The sequence below is a fragment of the Lutibacter sp. genome (assembly GCF_046055765.1).
GTDB lineage: Bacteria > Bacteroidota > Bacteroidia > Flavobacteriales > Flavobacteriaceae > Lutibacter.
Genome location: NZ_JASFZF010000015.1, coordinates 52,764 through 72,763, shown reverse-complemented (window position 1 = coordinate 72,763; position 20,000 = coordinate 52,764). Strand labels below are relative to the sequence as shown.

At 30.2% G+C, this 20,000-nt stretch carries 17 protein-coding genes; 6 read left to right on the top strand and 11 right to left on the bottom strand.

Going from position 1 to position 20,000, the window contains the following annotated elements:
• Positions 1 to 8 precede the first annotated feature (8 nt).
• From QM495_RS01625 to QM495_RS01605, 5 genes are all read right to left on the bottom strand, one after another.
• A complete protein-coding gene (locus QM495_RS01625) occupies positions 9 to 2,297 on the bottom strand; it encodes a transglycosylase domain-containing protein (RefSeq protein ID WP_408670360.1) in 2,289 nt (762 codons plus the stop codon).
• The gene (locus tag QM495_RS01620) at positions 2,297 to 2,797 is read right to left on the bottom strand and encodes a gliding motility lipoprotein GldH (protein WP_408670359.1); all 501 of its coding nucleotides are present in this window, start codon (positions 2,795 to 2,797) and stop codon (positions 2,297 to 2,299) included. The genes QM495_RS01625 and QM495_RS01620 overlap by 1 nt, the downstream gene beginning before the upstream one ends.
• Positions 2,772 to 4,097, bottom strand: coding sequence for a stage 0 sporulation family protein (locus QM495_RS01615; protein ID WP_408670358.1), 1,326 nt, complete (start codon positions 4,095 to 4,097; stop codon positions 2,772 to 2,774). The genes QM495_RS01620 and QM495_RS01615 overlap by 26 nt, the downstream gene beginning before the upstream one ends.
• Before the next feature lie 111 nt (positions 4,098 to 4,208).
• Positions 4,209 to 4,439: a ferredoxin gene (locus QM495_RS01610; protein WP_408670357.1), complete on the bottom strand. Its 231-nt coding sequence runs from the start codon at positions 4,437 to 4,439 to the stop codon at positions 4,209 to 4,211.
• Complete coding sequence (locus QM495_RS01605) at positions 4,440 to 5,693, bottom strand: peptidase U32 family protein (RefSeq protein ID WP_408670356.1); 1,254 nt, start codon at positions 5,691 to 5,693, stop codon at positions 4,440 to 4,442.
• A gap of 390 nt (positions 5,694 to 6,083) precedes the next feature.
• Between QM495_RS01605 and QM495_RS01600 the strand changes: the two genes are divergently transcribed.
• On the top strand, positions 6,084 to 7,232 hold the full coding sequence (locus QM495_RS01600) for a N(5)-(carboxyethyl)ornithine synthase (RefSeq protein ID WP_408670355.1): 1,149 nt from the start codon (positions 6,084 to 6,086) through the stop codon (positions 7,230 to 7,232).
• A gap of 98 nt (positions 7,233 to 7,330) precedes the next feature.
• Here the strand turns inward: QM495_RS01600 and QM495_RS01595 are convergent, their stop codons facing one another.
• Positions 7,331 to 8,677 (bottom strand): carboxypeptidase-like regulatory domain-containing protein, encoded by a 1,347-nt coding sequence (locus tag QM495_RS01595; RefSeq protein ID WP_408670354.1) that lies wholly within the window; start codon positions 8,675 to 8,677, stop codon positions 7,331 to 7,333.
• A gap of 204 nt (positions 8,678 to 8,881) precedes the next feature.
• Here QM495_RS01595 and QM495_RS01590 point away from each other — a divergent pair, with 204 nt between their 5' ends.
• Positions 8,882 to 9,871, top strand: a complete 990-nt coding sequence (locus QM495_RS01590) for an aspartate-semialdehyde dehydrogenase (RefSeq protein ID WP_408670353.1) — start codon at positions 8,882 to 8,884, stop codon at positions 9,869 to 9,871.
• Positions 9,872 to 9,936: 65 nt separating this feature from the next.
• Here the strand turns inward: QM495_RS01590 and trxA are convergent, their stop codons facing one another.
• Positions 9,937 to 10,296, bottom strand: coding sequence for a thioredoxin (gene trxA, locus QM495_RS01585; protein WP_408670352.1), 360 nt, complete (start codon positions 10,294 to 10,296; stop codon positions 9,937 to 9,939).
• Positions 10,297 to 10,459: 163 nt separating this feature from the next.
• On the opposite strand from trxA, the gene QM495_RS01580 reads away from it, so the two are divergent.
• The gene (locus tag QM495_RS01580) at positions 10,460 to 10,831 is read left to right on the top strand and encodes a DoxX family membrane protein (protein ID WP_408670351.1); all 372 of its coding nucleotides are present in this window, start codon (positions 10,460 to 10,462) and stop codon (positions 10,829 to 10,831) included.
• 88 nt (positions 10,832 to 10,919) lie between these two features.
• Entirely contained in the window at positions 10,920 to 13,064 is a 2,145-nt protein-coding gene (locus QM495_RS01575; RefSeq protein ID WP_408670350.1) for a prolyl oligopeptidase family serine peptidase, read from the top strand.
• A gap of 137 nt (positions 13,065 to 13,201) precedes the next feature.
• Here the strand turns inward: QM495_RS01575 and QM495_RS01570 are convergent, their stop codons facing one another.
• Both QM495_RS01570 and QM495_RS01565 read right to left on the bottom strand, forming a co-directional pair.
• Positions 13,202 to 13,657: a 3-oxoacyl-ACP synthase gene (locus tag QM495_RS01570; protein ID WP_408670349.1), complete on the bottom strand. Its 456-nt coding sequence runs from the start codon at positions 13,655 to 13,657 to the stop codon at positions 13,202 to 13,204.
• Positions 13,658 to 13,699: 42 nt separating this feature from the next.
• Positions 13,700 to 15,034, bottom strand: a complete 1,335-nt coding sequence (locus QM495_RS01565) for a YfcC family protein (RefSeq protein ID WP_408670348.1) — start codon at positions 15,032 to 15,034, stop codon at positions 13,700 to 13,702.
• A gap of 104 nt (positions 15,035 to 15,138) precedes the next feature.
• On the opposite strand from QM495_RS01565, the gene QM495_RS01560 reads away from it, so the two are divergent.
• Positions 15,139 to 16,074, top strand: coding sequence for a TIGR01212 family radical SAM protein (locus QM495_RS01560; protein ID WP_408670347.1), 936 nt, complete (start codon positions 15,139 to 15,141; stop codon positions 16,072 to 16,074).
• A 180-nt stretch (positions 16,075 to 16,254) separates the two neighbouring features.
• Positions 16,255 to 17,388 (top strand): saccharopine dehydrogenase family protein, encoded by a 1,134-nt coding sequence (locus tag QM495_RS01555; RefSeq protein WP_408670346.1) that lies wholly within the window; start codon positions 16,255 to 16,257, stop codon positions 17,386 to 17,388.
• Here QM495_RS01555 and dinB read toward each other — a convergent pair.
• Complete coding sequence (dinB, locus tag QM495_RS01550; protein WP_408670345.1) at positions 17,385 to 18,479, bottom strand: DNA polymerase IV; 1,095 nt, start codon at positions 18,477 to 18,479, stop codon at positions 17,385 to 17,387. The two genes, QM495_RS01555 and dinB, sit on opposite strands and share 4 nt — an antisense overlap.
• Before the next feature lie 70 nt (positions 18,480 to 18,549).
• Positions 18,550 to 19,887 carry an NADP-specific glutamate dehydrogenase gene (gdhA, locus tag QM495_RS01545; RefSeq protein ID WP_408670344.1) on the bottom strand — a complete coding sequence of 446 codons (1,338 nt, stop codon included), beginning with the start codon at positions 19,885 to 19,887 and terminating at the stop codon, positions 18,550 to 18,552.
• Positions 19,888 to 20,000: the final 113 nt, after the last annotated feature.

The window sequence follows — 20,000 nt, the reverse complement described above, 5'->3', positions numbered from 1 at the left end:
TGTTATTATTAAAATTCTGGATTTTCCTCTATAATATTTTCAAATTTTTCACCCTCTTCATTCGTTTCGTCACAATTTATTCTGATACTTAAGTTTTTAGGTTTTTCAAACTCTTCCTTACTTACATTTAACGTTGAATCTGCATACATTTTTTTATAATATAACGCCCAAATAGGTAATGCCATAGAAGCTCCTTGTCCATAAGTAATTCCAGCAAAATGGACTGCTCTATCTTCAGCTCCAACCCAAACTCCAGTTGCTAAATTAGGAACTATACCCATAAACCAACCATCAGACTGATTTTGTGTAGTTCCTGTTTTACCAGCAATAGGGTTTGTAAACTCATAAGGGTAACCTGTAGCTACATTGTCGGGATATGATCCCCATTTGGTTCTTAAACGAATACCAGAACCTGCATCTGTAACACCTTCTAACAAATTAATAATAACATAGGCCGACTCTTCACTTAAAACTTCTTTAGAATTTGGTATAAACTGTTCTAAAACTGTTCCGTTTTTATCTTCTATTTTTAGTAACATCATTGGTTCAACTTGTAAGCCTTTATTTGCAAAAGTTGCGTAAGCGCCAACCATTTCATACAATGATAAATCTACCGAACCTAACGCTATTGCTGGAACCGCTTGAATATCACTTTTTATACCAGCTCTTTTAGCTAAACTCACTACGTTTTTTGGGTTTACCATGTCAATTAATTTTGCAGTAATTACGTTTACAGAACCAGCTAATGCTTGCTTTAAAGTTAATTCACCTCCGTATTTTTCTCCTGCATTTTTAGGAGTCCAATCTTCTGGCATTCCATATTTTTCTTTTGGAATTGTATACAATGTATTTGGAAATTTATCACAAGGTGATAAATTCAATTGATTGATAGCTGTAGCGTACACAAATGGCTTAAATGTAGAACCTACTTGACGTTTTTGCTGTTTTACAGCATCAAATTGAAAATATTTGTAATCTATACCTCCAACCCAAGCTTTTATATGACCAGTTTGTGGCTCAATAGATAATAACCCAGACCTTAAAATATGTTTGTAATAACGAATAGAATCTATTGGAGACATAATTGTATCAATATCTCCTTTCCATGAAAATATTTTCATCTCTGTTTTCTCTTTAAACGAAGCTTTAATTTGTTTTTCAGTAGCTCCATTCTTTTTCATTCGTTTCCACCGATTAGAACGTTTCATTGCTTGTTTCATGGTACTTGCAATTTGTTTTTTATCTAAATCGTAAAACGGTGCTGTTTTATTTCTTTTTTGTTCTTTAAAAAATATTCGTTGTAGATTAGACATATGTTCTTTCATTGCATCTTCAGCATAACTTTGCATACGTGAATCTATAGTTACATAAATTTTTAATCCATCACGATGTAAATTATACTCTGTTCCATCAGGTTTTGGATTGTTTTTAATCCACGTATTCATAAAATTACGTAAATATTCTCTAAAATAAGTTGCAGAACCATCACTATGAGTTTCCTTATTTATATCTAAACCTAAGCCTCTTTTCTGTAAGGTGTCTTTCTCTATTTTGGTGATAAATTTATTTTTAAACATTTGACCCAAAACCGTATTTCTACGATTTTTTACTTTTTTTGGTCTTCTAAGTGGATTAAAATAGGAAGCATTTTTTAACATCCCAACTAACATTGCAGATTCGGAAACTGTTAAATCAATAGGTTCTTTACCAAAATAAATGCGAGATGCTGATCGAATACCAACCGCTAAATTTAAAAAATCGTACTTATTTAAATACATTGTTAAAATTTCTTGTTTGGTATATTGACGTTCTAATTGAATAGCAATTACGTATTCTTTAAATTTTTGTAGAATTCTTTCTGGTAAATTTTTAGACCCTTCACCATGAAATAATTGTTTTGCTAATTGTTGTGTAATTGTACTACCTCCACCACCTTTACCAAGCTTAATAATAGCTCTAACACTTGATTTAAAATCGATTCCGGAATGTTCATAAAAGCGTTCATCTTCAGTAGCAACTAAGGCTTTTAATAAATTTTCTGGTAAATCTTTATATTTTACTGGAGTTCTATTTTCTTTAAAATATTTTCCTAAAGTTTTTCCATCAATTGAAATTACTTCAGTCGCTAAATTATGTTCTGGGTTTTCTAATTCTTCAAATGAAGGTAATGCTCCAAAAACGCCCCAAGAAGCTAATAAAAATAACAATATTATTGCCGAAGTTCCTCCTAAAATAGTAATCCAAAACCATTTTATATATTTAGAAAACGGATTATTAATTGTTGTCTTTTTTTTCATTATTTAACTTTTTCTATTCTTAAACCAACATCTGTAATTCCTTTTAAAGGTATTTTACCTTCAATATCATGAACGCTTCTTGTTGCATGTTGAACATTAAATTTATACGCTCCTTTTTCAGAAAAAATGACATTTTCTTTATAAAATAATTTATTTTCTTTAATATCTGTAAAACCTGAACCTAACCAATTTCCAAAAGAATCGGTCATTTCATATTCTAAAGTATCAACTACTTTATAACCGCTAGGGAATTCCATTTTAGTAATTAAAAATAACGAGCTAAACTCGTAGTTTTTATTGTTTCTAATATTAATAAACACATTTCTAGTAGAAATAGTATCTAAATTACTTACAATAAAAGAAATATTATTTTCTGAATCCCATTGATGATTTTCAATAGACTTGTATTGATCATAAATCATGTTTGAATCACAAGAAAATAATAAGAGTGTGCCTATAAAAAAGGATATGTATTTATGTGTTTTTAGTATCGTTTGCACTTTTTCTTGGTGGTCTTCTTTTTTTATTTCTATTCGGTTTTTTACTCTGTTGATCTGGGTTCATTTTTCGTTGTGGTTGAGCTTCGTTGTGCTGATTTGGCTGCTGTTTTTTTCTTGCTCTATTATTTTTTTGTTGAACTTGGGTTGTTGCTTGTTGGTTTTTTGAATTTTTAGATTTATTTCTATTGTTCCTTTTCTTTTTACGTTTTGGAGCATCAAACCTTGTTAAACTATCTTGCCCAACAACATCTTCAAACGCTACTTTTGCAACCTCAATTAAATCAGCTTCATATTCTTCTAAAGAGTGTGCTACTTCATTATCTTTATTCAATTTAATAATTTCTTTAACCTGCTCTAAAGTGAGTTTATACCACTTTACTCTATTTTCTTTGTAGGTGTACCAAAGTAAGCCTTTGAAAATATCCATTTTAATAAAAGTAGCATCTCCTTTTTCAGTTTTTAAAATAATATCTTGCCTTGGAAAACCAGATAATGCATCTAAGTAAGTATCTAATTCATAATTTAAACAGCACTTTAATTTTCCACATTGACCCGCTAATTTCTGCGGATTTAAAGATAGTTGTTGGTAACGAGCTGCAGATGTATTAACATTTCGTAAATCAGTTAGCCAAGTAGAGCAACATAATTCTCTACCACAAGAACCAATTCCTCCAAGCCTAGCTGCTTCTTGTCGCAAGCCAACTTGTTTCATTTCAACTCTTATATTAAAAGCACTTGCTAAATCCCTAATTAATTGTCTAAAATCTACTCTTTCTTCAGCCGTATAATAAAAGGTAGCTTTATTTCCATCTCCTTGATACTCTATATCTGAGAGTTTCATTTTTAAACCTAGCCTTCCTAAAATTTCACGACCTCGATATTGTGTGTCGTATTCTTTATTACGCGCTGCAGTCCAAATATCAATGTCTTTTTGTGTAGCTTTACGGTATATTTTTTTGATATCTTCACTATCAATTTCAATTCTCTTTTTCTTTAATTGAACTTTTATTAGTTCACCTGTAAGAGAAACGGTACCAATATCGTGTCCGGGATTTCCTTCAACTGCAATAATATCCCCTATAGAAATTTGTAAATTATCCTCATTTCTATAAAAATGTTTTCTTCCATTTTTAAAACGAACTTCAACTACATTAACAGGTTCTTGACCTGTTGGTAACGACATATTTCCAAGCCAGTCAAATACCGTAAGTTTTTCACAGTCTCCTGTAGCACAACTTCCATTACTTTTACAACCTTTTGGTACACTATTTATATCTGAAGAGCAACTATTACAGCTCATATATTTCTAATTTTATGGTGTTAAGTAAAATTGAAAATTCAATTTTACAATCTTCACTAATTTGTAAAGATAAATTAAAATTACTAACTGTAAAACGTTTAAAACTTGTTTTTAAGTTTGCTTTACATCAATAATTTTTACTGGACAAGCTTCTTTTGCTTTTATACTCGAATTGAAAATAGTTTCGTCGGGTGATTTAATAGTAAAAAAGCCTTTTTTTTCTTTAGAATGAAGTAATACAGATTTGCCGTCTTTTTTAGACATTTGAAACTGGGCAGGCGCTAATTCAACACAATAATTACAACCAATACATTTGGCTCTTTGTAACGTAATAATTACCATTTAAGCTTCTACTTTGTTTTCAACTATTTTATATAATTTATCTGAAGGTCTAATTCTAAATTCTAATGGAATGGTTACAGAATCTCCTTTTTGTCCTTTCTCTGCTTTGACATCATTCACAAACATTTCTTTTACTTCCATTTCTTGCGCACCTGTTGTTGGACCGGTAATTAAAATAGTATCGCCTAAAGTAATATCATAAGCTTCTATTTTAAATTCTCCAATATTAGATTTTGGAAAATAGTGCATTCCTTTACCAACATAAACTTTTTTCTGTGTAGCATGACTTCCTGAACCTTTACTCCATTCTCCTAATTTTTGTCCTAAATAATAGCCACTCCAAAAACCACGATTATATACTTTTTCAAGTTCTTGCATCCAACTAATTACTTTTTCTTTACTATAAGTTCCCACTTCAATACTATCAATAGCATCTCGGTAACATTTTATTACTTTAGCTACATATTCTGGCGCTCTACCTCTTCCTTCAATTTTTAAAACTTTTACACCGGCATCAACTATTTCATCTAAAAAATCAATAGTGCATAAATCTTTTGGAGACATAATATATTCATTATCCAGTTCCATTTCAACACCTGTTTCCTGATCTATAACCGTATATTTTTTTCTGCAATTTTGTTTACAAGCACCTCTATTTGCCGATGAGTTATGATTGTGCAAACTCATATAACATTTTCCTGAAACAGCCATGCATAAAGCTCCATGTCCAAAAATTTCAATTTCTACTAATTTTCCTGAAGGTCCACAAATATTTTCTTTTTCAATTTGTTCAGTTATTTTCTTTACTTGACGTAAACTTAATTCTCTGCTTAACACCATGGTATCAGCAAACATGGCATAAAACTTAACAGTTTCAATATTGGTGATATTAATTTGGGTGGAAATATGTATTTCCATCCCAATAGCTTTCGCAGAAGCAATAACTGCTTGATCCATTGCAATTACTGCTGTAATATTAGCGTCTTTAGCCTTTTGAAGTAATGTTTTTACAATAGTTAAATCGTGATCATAAATTATAGTATTAAGCGTAAGGTATGTTCTTACATTTTTAGCTTTACATCTATCTGAAATCTCCTGTAAATCATCTAACGTAAAATTTATAGATGCTCTAGCTCGCATATTTAATTGTTCCACACCAAAATATATAGAATCAGCACCATTATCTAAAGCTGCTTGCATTGATTCAAAATTTCCGGCAGGAGCCATTAACTCAATTTTTTCAGTAGTTGTCATTCCTTTTTTGATTTTTGGCGAAATTACATATTTTATTATAATTATTGGTGTTTCAATAGTGTAATGGCGTTAAAAACTATGTTTAATTGGTTTAAGCTAGGTAAATTAATTGGTTTTCTCTAATCTGCCTAATTTAGCAATTTTTTTAACCATTCCTATAGACTAGTTTTTTATGAACTATTTTCATCACTTTTTAAATTCAAATATCTCTTAAAAAAATAGAGTATCTTTACAAAAGGTTTATACCATTTTTGATTTCAATCAGTCATTACTACATTTTGCCACTATAAATAATATAGTTTTTTACTTCTGCAAATGATTTCTCTTTGAATAACAGATAATCAGGTTGACATTAAATTGTTTTATAACAAAACTAACAAAGTAGAATTCATGAAAAAACGAACATTAGGAGTTATTGGAACTTCAAAAAAAGTAGATGAAAAACGTGTGCCAATTCATCCAGATCATCTATCTCGTTTACCAGAAGATATCCGGAAACAATTAATTTTTGAAAAGGGATATGGTGCACCTTTTGGTTTGGATGACGATTTTTTTATTTCGCAAGCAGGAGGAGTTGCTTCTCGTCATGATTTATTAGCTGAAATTGGCTCAGTTATCATTGCAAAACCAACATTAGCCGATTTACAAGAAATACGTGAAGGTGGACTCATTTGGGGTTATCCACATTGTGCACAGCAAGGCGACATTACACAAACTGCTATTGATAGAAAATTAACCCTAATAGCCTTTGAGGATATGTTTGTATGGTCTCCAGATGGTCATATAGGTAGGCATACATTTTATAAAAATAATGAATTGGCGGGCTATTGTGCTGTTATACATGCATTACAATTAAAAGGTATTGATGGTCATTACGGTAACCAACGTAAAATAATTATTTTTGGATTTGGAGCCGTTAGTCGTGGTGCTATTTATGCACTCAAAGCTCATGGTTTTACAGATATTACAATTTGTATTCAAAGACCTGATCATGAAGTACGTGAAGAAATTTTAGCTGTACATTATGTTCGTATCCGCGAAGGTAATAATGGCGAGGCTAGAATGGTAACTATAGAACATGATGGAACAGTTCGCCCTTTATCCGATTTAATTAGTAAATCTGAAATTATTATTAATGGCACCTATCAGGATACTGACAATCCTATCGATTTTGTAACAGAAGAAGAAAAAGATAGTTTAAAACCAGGAAGTTTAATTATTGATGTAAGTTGCGACGAAGGTATGGGATTCTATTTTGCAAAACCTACAACTTTTAAAAAACCAATGCTGAATATAGATAACATTGACTATTATGCGGTTGATCATACTCCTAGTTACCTATGGGAAAGTGCTTCAAGATCAATATCTGCAGCGCTAATTTTTTATTTACCAATAATTTTAGAAGGTCATAAAAGTTGGATAAATAATCCTACAATTCAAAAAGCTATTAATGTTGATAATGGTGTGATTAAAAAAGAATCTATTTTAACTTTTCAGAATCGTATGCCAGATTATCCACATAATTTTATAAAAATTTAGAAGTCTGAATTTATTGATTTGAGAAATTTTTATACTAAAATGGTCAATTGTTTAGGCCAATGCTAAAGAAAAACTTACATCTATTATCTTTTAAAAACCTAAAGTATTTTTGAATTATGAATTCTAGTGTTGTTAAATTCGCTAATATCAATACTAAAAAGTCCTTTCGATGGAAATTGAGAATAGGTATTTGATCTTAAACCACCAAGTATATATAATTTATTATTAGCGTAATACAATTCTGAAGCTTCCAAAGATAAATCGATAAAATATTCGTTCAATTCTTTTGTTATTATATTATATGTGTTGATTTTCCCATCATTAAAAAAATAGATGATATTCTCTTTATGCGTTATTGCAGGTTTACTAACTCCATAAAAAAGTTCTCCTTCTTTTTTCCATTTCTGCGTAATCAAATCAAAAGATTCTAGTGCCAATAATGGTTTGTTATTAAATCCTCCTATTAAATAAATTTTATCATCTATTAAAACACCACAAGGCTCTTTAGCTATTGGCATACTTCCTAATTGAAACCAATTCCCCGTTTTTAAATTATAAAAATGAATCTTATTAGAGTATTGCTTTACTCCAAAATTATTTATTTTAGTAGATCCACCCATTACAATTATATTGTCCTTATAGGTGAATGAAGCAAAACTAGCAGTTTGATGTGGATTAGTATTATCAATTTTTATAGTATTATTTTCAATATCATATACTTCAATTTTATCATCTAAATATTCAAATTTACCATTAGGCGAAAGATTTTTACCTCCTAAAATATATAAGTTATTCTTATAAAAATGTATAGCATGATAGGCTCTCTTTTTAAATTTTAATTTATCAATTGACCATGTGTCAGACGCTACATCATACACTTGAAAATCTCCTTTGTAACTTTCTTTTGAATAAATATTACCTGTTTTAAAAAAATCAGAGATAGGCTTATCCGGGTCATCATAGCTCAACATTTTTTTTAAATCATTCCGTTTATAGGAAGCATCCCCACCTATTACATAAATTTTACCGTCATTTAACACAGACCCAAATGAGTGTACTCCATTTTTCATTGGTGACAATTTTTTATAAGAAATTATCTTTTTAAAATTTATTTTTCCTGAAATTTTAACCTCTTTCAGCTTTTTTAAATCACCTTTTAAGTATACTTTATAGTTTTTATTGCTTGAAACATAAGGAATTTCAAGTTCTTCGTATGCTATATGAGAAAAACGAATAATATCACTTTTAATCATTTTATATGGAAATTTTAAATAATAATTTCCTTTTTCGTTTGTTAAGGTTCCTCTATTAATTCCTTTCATAAACACATGAACTCCTTCAATAGGTTTGTTAGTAGTTGCATCTACAACTTTACCCTCAATATATTGTGAAAACGTTAAAAATGATGAAAGTGTAAAAAATAAAAATAGCATAAATTTTTTCATGGTTGATTTTTTAAGGCAAATGTTATTATTTGCATCAAAAATTATTCCTTTTTCTATAAAAATAGCATTTTGTTTTATTTTAAACTGATAACTAAAGTGAACTCTCTTTTTAACAAAAAAATATTTATTTGTTAATTATTATTGATTATTGTTGATTTATCGTCTTTTTTTATAAAATTTGCAGTGAAATTTAAAGATAGAAAAATGAAAGTAGCAGTTGTAGGTGCAACCGGAATGGTGGGAAATGTACTATTACAGGTTTTAGCAGAACGAAATTTTCCAATTACAGAATTATTGTTGGTAGCCTCAGAAAGATCTATCGGTAAACAATTAGAGTTTAAAGGAAAAAAACACACGGTTATTGGCTTACAAGATGCTGTTGATGCGCATCCAGATATTGCGTTGTTTTCTGCAGGCGGAACAACTTCTGAAATTTGGGCCCCAAAATTTGCTGAAGTTGGTTGTACAGTTGTAGATAATTCTTCGGCTTGGAGAATGGATCCAACAAAAAAATTAGTAGTGCCTGAAATTAATGGAGATGTATTAACTAAGGAAGATAAAATTATTGCAAATCCTAATTGTTCAACTATTCAATTAGTCATGGCTTTAGCGCCTTTGCATAAAAAATATACCATGAAACGTGTAGTAATTTCTACCTACCAATCAGTTTCTGGAACTGGTATAAAAGCAGTTCAACAATTGGAAAATGAAACAAAAGGTATTAAAGGTGAAATGGCATATCATTATCCAATCAACAGAAATGCAATTCCACATTGTGATGTATTTTTAGAAAATGGCTACACAAAAGAAGAAATGAAATTGGTAAAAGAACCTAAGAAAATTTTAGGTGATGAATCTTTTTCGGTAACTGCAACTGCAGTTCGTATTCCAACTGCTGGTGGGCATTCTGAAGCTGTAAATGTTCAATTTGAAAATGATTTCGATTTAAATGAAGTTAGAAATCTATTACACAAAACTCCTGGTGTTATTGTACAAGATAATTTAGATACAAATACGTACCCAATGCCTTTTTATGCACACAATAAAGATGAAGTTTTTGTGGGTAGAATTAGAAGAGATGAATCGCAACCAAACACTTTAAATTTATGGATTGTTGCTGATAACTTACGTAAAGGAGCAGCAACAAATACTATTCAAATTGGCGAGTATTTAATTGAAAATAACTTGATTTAACATCCTAAATAGTCAATAAAAAAGCCGCATAATATGCGGCTTTTTACTTTTGGGGTTTATTGGGATTATTTTGAAGCTTTTAATACATCTCCAATAATTTGTTCTAATTGATGTTTTGGAAGTGCTCCTTGCGCCATTTGAGGTTCACCCTCTTTTGGTACAAATAATATAGAAGGAATACTTCTAATTCCAAACGCTGCAGCTAACTCTTGTTCTGCTTCAGTATCTACTTTAAAAATATTTATTTTACCTTCATATTCATTACTTAATTCTTCTAAAACTGGAGCAACAGCTTTACAAGGCCCACACCAATCTGCATAAAAATCAATAATACAAGGTAAATCACCTTCAAACTTCCACTCTTTATTTTTTTCGAAATTAAAAACCTTTTCTAAAAAGGCTTGTTTTGTTAAAAATTCAGTCATCTTTTAAAATTTATTTTTAATAATAAAGCAATTTTAATGCCATTTTATTTGACGACAAAGTGACATAAAAACTTACAATATGATAGTAACTTAAGTTACATCTGTAATTAATTTTGTAATTTAACGACTTAATCAATTAATTATAAACTAAAACTTTAATATTATGAATTCAAAATTAACAATGGCACTTAGATTACTTTTAGGACTAATTTTAGTGGTTTTTGGCGCCAACAAGTTTCTAGATTTTATGCCTCATATGGAAATGCCTGAAGCTGCAGGAAATCTAATGGGTGCAATGATGGCATCGGGCTATATGCTTAAATTAGTTGGGGCTACTGAAGTTTTTGTTGGATTATTGCTTCTTATTAAAAAATGGGTACCATTAGCATTAGTTGTTTTAGCACCAATATCTGTAAATATGATTTTCTTTCATCTATTTTTAGCACCTGCAGGAATAGGGCCAGCGGCAATTGTAACTCTTATAAATATCATATTAATTTACAGTAATTGGAGTAAATTAAAAATACTGTTTTAACTTTTAGCACTTAACTAAAAATTAAAAAGGCATACTCAATTGAGTATGCCTTTTTTAGTTAAATTTGTTAGATTCAAAAAACAAAACAATGAAAAAATTTCTTTTATTAACAATGGCTGGAGTTTTTATGTTTTCATGTAAAAATTCTGAACCTAAAAAAGGCAATGTGCAATTGAAATATCCTACAACAAAAAAAGTTGATACTGTTACCAATTATTTTGGTACAGAAGTTAAAGATCCTTACCGTTGGTTAGAAGATGACATGTCTGATGAGACTGCAGAATGGGTTGGTGAACAAAACAAAGTTACGTTCAATTATTTATCAAAAATCCCATATAGAGAAGAACTTAAAAGCCGTCTTGAAAAACTATGGAACTATGAAAAAATTGGAGCACCTTTTAAGGAAGGTGACTATACTTATTTTTACAAAAATAATGGGTTGCAAAATCAATATGTAATTTATAGACATCAAGAAAACGAAAAGCCTGAAGTATTTTTAGACCCCAATACTTTTTCTAAAGATGGCACAACTTCATTAGGTGGTTTGTCATTTTCAAAAGATGGAAATACCGTTGCTTATGCTATTTCTGAAGGTGGTTCAGATTGGCGAAAAATAATTGTGATGGATGCTATTTCAAAAGAAATAAAAGAAGACACTATTGTTGATGTTAAATTTAGTGGAATGTCATGGAGAGGAAACGAAGGTTTCTATTATTCTAGTTACGAAAAACCTAAAGGGAGTGAACTTTCAGCAAAAACAGATCAACATAGGTTGTTTTATCACAAGCTAGGAACCAAACAAAAAGATGATCCAATTATTTTTGGTGAAACACAAAAATACAGATATGTAAATGGTTTAGTAACGGAAGATGGTAGGTTTTTATCTATAACAGCTTCAAAATCTACTTCTGGAAACGAGTTATATCTTCAAGATTTATCAAAATCTAACAGCAAAATAATTCCTGTAATTCAAGGATTTGATTATGATACGTATGTGTTAGATAATCAAGATGGAAAATTATTATTAGTTACCAATTTAGATGCTCCAAATAAGCGAATTGTTAAGGTAAATTCAAACAAGCCAACTTCTGAAAACTGGGTAAATGTAATTCCTGAAACTAAAAATGTACTTACACCTTCAACTGCAAGTGGTTTTATTTTTACAAAATACATGGTTGATGCTGTTTCTCAAGTAAAACAGTACGATTTTAATGGAAAATTAATTAGAGCTATTGAACTCCCTGGGATTGGAACTGCAGGTGGTTTTAGCGGAAAAATAGCTGCTAAAATTATTTATTATTCCTTTTCAAATTATATAACTCCTGGCTCTATTTATTCATTTAAACCTACTGAAGGAATTTCAGAATTGTATAAAAAACCTGCGATAGATTTTGATTCTGATGCCTTTGAATCTAAACAAGTATTTTATTCTTCAAAAGACGGTACAAAAATACCTATGATAATTTCTTATAAAAAAGGAACTGAGTTGAATGGAAAAAACCCAACTATTTTATACGGTTATGGAGGTTTTAATATTAGTTTAACTCCAAGTTTTAGTATTGCAAATGCTGTTTGGATGGAGCAAGGCGGTGTATATGCAGTTCCTAATTTACGCGGTGGAGGTGAATATGGTAAAGCGTGGCATAAAGCTGGTATAAAAATGCAAAAGCAAAATGTTTTTGACGATTTTATTGCTGCAGCTGAGTATTTAATTGAAAACAAGTATACCTCATCAGAATATTTAGCAATTAGAGGTGGTTCTAATGGTGGTTTATTAGTTGGTGCAACTATGATTCAGAGACCAGACTTAATGAAAGTAGCTTTACCGGCTGTTGGAGTTATGGACATGTTGCGTTATCATACATTTACCGCTGGTGCTGGATGGGCTTATGATTATGGAACTGCTGAAGATTCGAAAGAAATGTTTGAATATTTAATAGGGTATTCACCTGTCCACACTATAAAAGAAGGTGTTGAATATCCTGCTACGTTAATTACTACTGGTGATCACGATGATAGAGTTGTCCCAGCGCATTCATTTAAATTTGCGGCTGAGTTGCAATCTAAACAAGCTGGTACTAATCCTACTTTAATTAGAATTGAAACTAACGCTGGCCATGGTGCGGGAACACCTGTTTCAAAAACTATTGAACAATATGCCGATATTTTTGGCTTTACTTTTTACAATATGGGCTTTAAAGAATTGCCTAGTAAAACTAAAATAAAGGGGTAGAAATTTTAAAAAATATTCATTTTGTCAAACTGAGCCTGTCGAAGTTTCATTTAAAGTCTTCAACAAGTTCAGCCTGACAATATCCTAATTAACAGATTACTTCGTCGTTTCACTCCTCGTAATGACGATGTTTTTATTTAATATATCTCCAAAATTTTAGCTTCATTAAATGGAATAATTTCTCCAACTTTTTTTCCTAATAATTGTTTTCCAATAGGAGAATTTGTTGAAACAGCGTAAAAGTCTGTATTTTCAACTGTGATTTTTCCAGCACTTATTGCTAAATAATAAGTTTCTTTATTTGTTCTAATTAAACTTCCCAAACAGCTAATTACTGAAGAATTTTTAATATTAATTTTATCTAAAACTACTTTCATTTGGTTTATAACAACTAATTGTTGACTTGCTTTTTCCATTTCAAGTTGCAACATTGCTCTACCTGTTTCATGTTTATCACCCGCAGAACTTTTAGTTTCAGAAAACAAAGCTCTTTTGTTAGACTCAATACTTGTAGTTACTGTGTTTTGTTTTTCATTCACAAATAACAAACAAGCTTCGTATAATTTCTTTTTAATTTTTAAAGAATCCTTCATAATTGAAGCGTAAAAATAACTCAATAATTATTCATGAAAAATTTAAAAACCAATAAAAACTGCAACAATAATAGCTATAGCTCCAACACTTAATATTACCAACGTAAATTTAAAAATAAACTTAAACCATTGATCAAAAGGTATTCCTGCAATGGCTATAATTGCCATTAAAGCACCTTGTGTTGGGTAAATTAAATCCGTCATTACAGCTCCATATTGATAAGCTAATACACAAACCTGCCGAGAAACCCCTATTAAATCAGATAATGGAGCTAATATAGGCATCGTTAAAATGGCTTGACCAGAATAACTTGAAACTGGGAAATGCAATACCGATTGAGAAATCATCATAGAAATAGCTGCTAAACTTTTGGGTAAGTATTGCATTGGTTTAAACAAACCATAAATAATTGAATCTATAATCATTCCTTGCTTTAAAATAATTGAAATACTACTTGCAAAACCAACAATCATAGCTGCAAAAACTAGTTCTTTAAAACCATCAATATAGGTTTCAATAGTACCGTTCATTCCTAATTTACCAATTAAACCAACAAGTATTCCAAGTGCAAAAAATTCAGCTGACATTTCGTTAAATCCCCAGTTATATTTCATCATTCCAATAATTAAAACAACAAAAGCTACTCCAACTAGTGTTAAAATTAGAATACTTCTGATGCTTACTTTTTCAACCAATTCATTCGTTTCAACAAGCTTTTCAATTTTGTTTTTATTTGCATATCTAATAATCATAAACATCCAAAATACAAAAGCAACAAACAATATTATTAATCTAAATCCGCTTCCTGAAAGAAACTCTAAACCGGTTTCTTTTTGGGCAATTACAACAGCAAATGGATTAATTGGGCTAAACGAAGCGCCTAAAATTGCAGAACCAAAACTTATAGCAATAGCTACAAAAGCATTATAACCTAAACGTGAAGTTAAATAGAGTAAAACAGGCATCATTGCTATTATTTCTTCTTGCAAACCCATAAGTGCACCTGCGATTAAAAAAATAAGCGAAACTAATATTAACACGACCTCTTCTTTACCATTGAGTTTTATTGTTAAGTAAGTAATTCCTTCTTTTAGAGCTCCTGTTTTTTCAATCACATAAAAACAGCCTCCAATTAAAAGAATTAGCGCAATTAAATCAGCTCTATCTACTATTCCTTCAGGAATAGATAACATTGTTTTTAAAATAGAAACTGGTGCTGCATTAACTAATTTATAGGAATTTGGAATAACGGTTACTTGATTCGTTTCTGGATTGGTAATTCTTTCGTATTGACCTTGTGGAATTATGTAGGTTAAAATTGTAGAAAGAAAAATAAACCCAATCATAATGACTAGCGCATTCGGGAATTTTTTCATTTGTTTAGTTAGTTAGTATTTTGTAAGGTAATAAAAAAATATAACCTAAAGGTTCTTAGGTAATTATACAAGATAATCTTAATTTTGAAGCTTATTTTTAAAAAGTGATTTTTACAGGGAAAAGATACTTAGATTATTCTTCATTTATCAAATCAACATTTGGTGAAAGAGTTCAAAAAATATCGTTAGATATTGGTTTTTCTTGTCCGAACAGAGATGGTTCAAAAGGATATGGAGGTTGTACTTATTGTAATAATAATACGTTTAATCCTGATTATTGTGAGCCAACAAAAAGCATTCAAAATCAATTAGAAGAAGGAATTCAGTTTTTTTCTAAGAAATATAAAGCACAAAAATATTTAGCTTATTTTCAAGCATATACAAACACCTATGCCGATTTTGAATCACTTAAAAAGCTATATGATGAAGCGTTAAACGTTGAAGGTGTAATTGGTTTGGTTATTGGTACTCGACCAGATTGTATTTCAAATGAAATTATTGAATATCTCTCGTTTTTATCAAAAAAACACTTTATTTCATTAGAATTTGGTGTTGAAAGTACTTTAAACCGAACTTTAGAAAATGTAAATCGCTGTCATACTTATGAGGACACAAAAAATATGTATGAAAAGTGTAAAAACAAAGGGTTTCATTTAGGTGCTCATTTAATAATTGGCTTACCAGGAGAATCAAAAAAAGAGTTATTAAAACACGCTATTGAAATTTCTAAACTTCCTATTGATACTTTAAAACTACATCATTTACAAATTGTGAACAATTCAGTAATGGCAGTTCAGTATAAAAAAAAACCTGAAAAATTTAAATTATTTTCTTCTGAAGGTTACATAGATTTTATAACTGAATTTATTAGCTTTTTAAGACCTGATATTATTATTGAACGTTTTATAAGTGAAACACCACAGGATTTGTTGATTGCTCCAAAATGGAATAACCTTAAAAACTTTGAAATTGTAGCAAAAATTGATAAAAAATTGATTGAAAAGAATACGTGGCAGGGGAAATTTTATCACAAACATTAATTGATATAAAAATAAATTGTATGTTTAACCGATGAATTACAATCCAATAAAAAACCTTTCAGAAATGCCTTGGGTACTAATACCTGGTTTGTAGTTTTTTATTAATTCATTATTTCTATTCAGAGTCTTCAACTCTTTTAAAATTTTCTTATTCAATCATTTTAAAATCAAACAAAAATTATGAGCAATATAATTGTATTAGGTGCAGGTATGGTAGGTAGTACCATGGCTATAGATATGACAAAAAAACATTCAGTAACATTAACCGATTTTAGCGAAAAAGCCTTAGAAAAAGCAATTAAAAAATGTGATAAACTTATTCCTGAAGTGTTAGATGTAACAAATAAAGATCTACTTAAAGAAACGATAAAATCTTTTGATTTGGTAATTTGTGCGGTACCCGGTTTTTTAGGTTTTGAAACTTTGAAAACTATTATTGAAGCAGAAAAAAATGTAATTGACATTTCCTTTTTTCCTGAAAATTCGTTAGAATTAGATACCCTTGCCAAAGAAAAAAACGTAACTGCCATTGTAGATTGTGGTGTAGCTCCAGGGATGGGAAATATTATTTTAGGAAACTATAATGAGAAATTAGACTTAACAGATTTTGAATGCTTAGTAGGTGGTTTACCAAAAGTAAAAAAATGGCCTTTTAGTTATAAAGCGCCTTTCTCACCAGTTGATGTAATTGAAGAATATACGCGTCCGGCACGTTATGTAGAAAATGGACATTTAGTAGTAAAAGAGGCATTATCCGATTGTGAATTTGTAGATTTTGAGGGTGTTGGAACCTTAGAATCTTTTAATTCTGATGGGTTACGTTCTCTAATTTTTACCATGCCACATATCAAAAACATGAAAGAAAAAACATTGCGTTATCCTGATCATATTGAATATATTAAAGTGCTAAAATCAAGTGGTTTTTTTAGTGAAGAAAAAATAACTATCAATGGAACTTTAGTTTCACCTCTTGAGTTTTCATCAAAAATATTATTTAATGAATGGAAGTTAGAAGATACCGAAGAAGAACTTACTGTTATGCGAATTACCTTAAAAGGAACGAATAAAAAAGGGGAGAAAAAAACCATTACCTACATTTTACATGATGAATATTGTAACAAAACAAATGTTTCTTCCATGGCGCGAACAACTGGTTATACAGCTACAGCAGCAGCCAACATGTTTTTAGATGGGTTATTTAGTGAAAAAGGAGTTTTTCCACCAGAATTAGTTGGAAAGTATGATGTATGTTTTGATTATATTTTAAAGTATTTAGCAGATAGAAATGTAATTTATACGCTTGAAGAGTCTTAAAACTCAAATTGCAACTGAACTAAAATTGGTTTTTCAGTTATCTTTTTTGAATTAATATTTAAATTAGTAACTGAAATTCCTAACAAACGTACCGAATTCATTACTTTTTCTTGAAATAATAATTCTTTAACGGTTTCTAAAATAATAGCTTTTTCTTTTACAAAATAAGGAATCGTTTTACTACGCGTTTGCGTTTTAAAATCGCTGTATTTAATTTTTAACGTAATTGTTTTACCAGAAATTTTTGAATGAATTAATCGTTGCTCTAATTCTCCTGAAATTTTTTCTAATTTTTCAAGCATAAATATTTCAGAAGTTAGATTTTTTACAAAAGTATGTTCTGCAGCCACCGATTTTCGAAGTCGATTTGGCTTCACTTCGCTATTTTGAATACCTCTAACAATCTTGTAATAATGGCTTCCAGATTTTTTAAAATGTTGCATTAAAAATGCTTCTGTTTTTTCTTTTAAATCTAAGCCTTTAAAAATACCTAAACTGTACATTTTTGAAGCTGTAACTTTACCTATTCCGAAGAATTTTTCGATAGCTAATTCTTCCAAAAATGGAATTACTTCTTCAGGCGGAATTGTTTTTTGTCCGTTAGGTTTATTAATATCTGAGGCTATTTTGGCAACAAATTTATTTACTGAAATTCCTGCAGAAGCATTTAAATGCAATTCATCTAAAATACGTTGTCTTATTTCTTTAGCTATTAAACTTGCAGATGGGTTTCCTTTTTTATTTTCAGTAACATCTAAAAAGGCTTCGTCTAAAGATAGTGGTTCAACCAAATCTGTATATTCATAAAAAATAGTTCTAATTTTTTGCGAAATTTCTTTATATCTAGAAAAACGTGGTTTTACAAAAATAAGATGTGGACAATTTTTTTTTGCTAGTACACCACTCATCGCAGAACGAACATTAAACTTTCGCGCTTCATAACTTGCCGCTGCAACAACACCTCGCTCACTTCCACCTCCAACAGCTACGGGCTTACCTCTTAACTCTGGATTGTCTAATTGTTCTACAGAGGCGTAAAACGCATCCATATCAATATGAATTATTTTACGGTATGTTGTGAAATTTGTCATTCAAAACAAATATATAAAGAAAAAGAGAAGCTTTTCAGCTTCTCTTTTTTAAAATTATATGTAAAATTATTTAAACGATACCTTGATCTAACATAGCATCGGCTACTTTAATAAATCCGGCAATATTTGCTCCTTTTACATAATCTATAAAACCATCTTCTTGTGTTCCGTACTTCATACAAGCAACGTGAATTGAAGACATTATTTGATGTAATTTAGCATCTACTTCCTCTTGTGTCCAATTTAATTTCATGGCATTTTGAGACATTTCTAATCCAGAAACTCCTACACCACCAGCATTGGCAGCTTTTCCTGGAGCAAATGGTATTTGTTTTTCATGTAATACTTCAATAGCTTCAGGAGTACATCCCATATTAGAAACTTCAACAACATATTTTACACCACTAGCAATTAATGCAGCAGCATCATCGCCATTTAATTCATTTTGAATAGCACTTGGCATTGCTATATCACAAGTAACTTCCCAAGGTTTTTTACCTGGAATAAATTTTGCTTCTGGAAATTCTTCAACGTAAGGAGAAACAATATCATTATTAGAAGCTCTAAGTGCTAATAAATAATCTATTTTTTCTTTGTCCAAACCTTTTTCGTCTAAAATATAACCATCAGGGCCTGAAATTGTAATTACTTTTCCACCAAGTTCTGTTACTTTTAAAGCAACACCCCAAGCAACATTTCCAAATCCAGAAACAGCAACTGTTTTTCCTTTAAATGAATCGTTATTAGTATCCAACATTTCTTTTGCAAAATAAGTTGCTCCAAAACCTGTAGCTTCCGGTCTAATTAAGCTTCCTCCCCAATTTAAACCTTTTCCTGTTAAGACTCCTGTGTTTTCTCTTTGTAATTTTTTATACATTCCATATAAGAAACCAATTTCTCTACCTCCAGTTCCAATATCTCCTGCAGGAACATCAGTACTTGGACCAATAAGTCTCCATAATTCTAACATGAAAGCTTGGCAAAAACGCATAATTTCAGCATCTGATTTTCCTTTTGGGTTGAAATCTGAACCTCCTTTTCCACCACCCATTGGTAAGGTAGTAAGTGCATTTTTAAATGTTTGTTCGAAACCTAAAAACTTCAAAATACTTAAATTTACACTAGGGTGTAAACGAAGACCTCCTTTATATGGTCCAATTGCATTGTTAAATTGAACTCTATGTCCTAAATTAACATGAACTTCACCTTCATCATCTACCCAAGAAACTCTAAAAGTAAAAATACGATCAGGCTCTACTAATCGTTCAATTATTTTTGCGGCTTCATATTGTGGATTTTCATTATAAATACCTTCAATAGATTCCAATACTTCATGTACTGCTTGTAAATATTCTTGTTCACCTGGGTGCTTGGTTTCAAGATTATTCAATATATCTTTTACATTCATAATACTATAATTTATACGTGTTTAAAACTAATTTAAAATTCGGTACAAAAATACTGATATTAAATACATTTTTAATTAAAAAAAATGTAATTTTTCAACTTTCTGTAATTTAT

Excerpts from the sequence above, each read along its gene's own strand:
- QM495_RS01610 (WP_408670357.1), bottom strand. The coding sequence starts at position 4,439 with ATGGTAATTATTACGTTACAAAGAGCCAAATGTATTGGTTGTAATTAT.
- QM495_RS01580 (WP_408670351.1), top strand. The coding sequence starts at position 10,460 with ATGAATTCAAAATTAACAATGGCACTTAGATTACTTTTAGGACTAATT.
- QM495_RS01590 (WP_408670353.1), top strand. The coding sequence starts at position 8,882 with ATGAAAGTAGCAGTTGTAGGTGCAACCGGAATGGTGGGAAATGTACTA.
- QM495_RS01555 (WP_408670346.1), top strand. The coding sequence starts at position 16,255 with ATGAGCAATATAATTGTATTAGGTGCAGGTATGGTAGGTAGTACCATG.
- dinB (WP_408670345.1), bottom strand. The coding sequence starts at position 18,479 with ATGACAAATTTCACAACATACCGTAAAATAATTCATATTGATATGGAT.
- trxA (WP_408670352.1), bottom strand. The coding sequence starts at position 10,296 with ATGACTGAATTTTTAACAAAACAAGCCTTTTTAGAAAAGGTTTTTAAT.
- QM495_RS01575 (WP_408670350.1), top strand. The coding sequence starts at position 10,920 with ATGAAAAAATTTCTTTTATTAACAATGGCTGGAGTTTTTATGTTTTCA.
- QM495_RS01565 (WP_408670348.1), bottom strand. The coding sequence starts at position 15,034 with ATGAAAAAATTCCCGAATGCGCTAGTCATTATGATTGGGTTTATTTTT.
- QM495_RS01605 (WP_408670356.1), bottom strand. The coding sequence starts at position 5,693 with ATGACAACTACTGAAAAAATTGAGTTAATGGCTCCTGCCGGAAATTTT.
- QM495_RS01625 (WP_408670360.1), bottom strand. The coding sequence starts at position 2,297 with ATGAAAAAAAAGACAACAATTAATAATCCGTTTTCTAAATATATAAAA.
- QM495_RS01600 (WP_408670355.1), top strand. The coding sequence starts at position 6,084 with ATGAAAAAACGAACATTAGGAGTTATTGGAACTTCAAAAAAAGTAGAT.
- QM495_RS01595 (WP_408670354.1), bottom strand. The coding sequence starts at position 8,677 with ATGAAAAAATTTATGCTATTTTTATTTTTTACACTTTCATCATTTTTA.
- QM495_RS01570 (WP_408670349.1), bottom strand. The coding sequence starts at position 13,657 with ATGAAGGATTCTTTAAAAATTAAAAAGAAATTATACGAAGCTTGTTTG.
- QM495_RS01615 (WP_408670358.1), bottom strand. The coding sequence starts at position 4,097 with ATGAGCTGTAATAGTTGCTCTTCAGATATAAATAGTGTACCAAAAGGT.
- gdhA (WP_408670344.1), bottom strand. The coding sequence starts at position 19,887 with ATGAATGTAAAAGATATATTGAATAATCTTGAAACCAAGCACCCAGGT.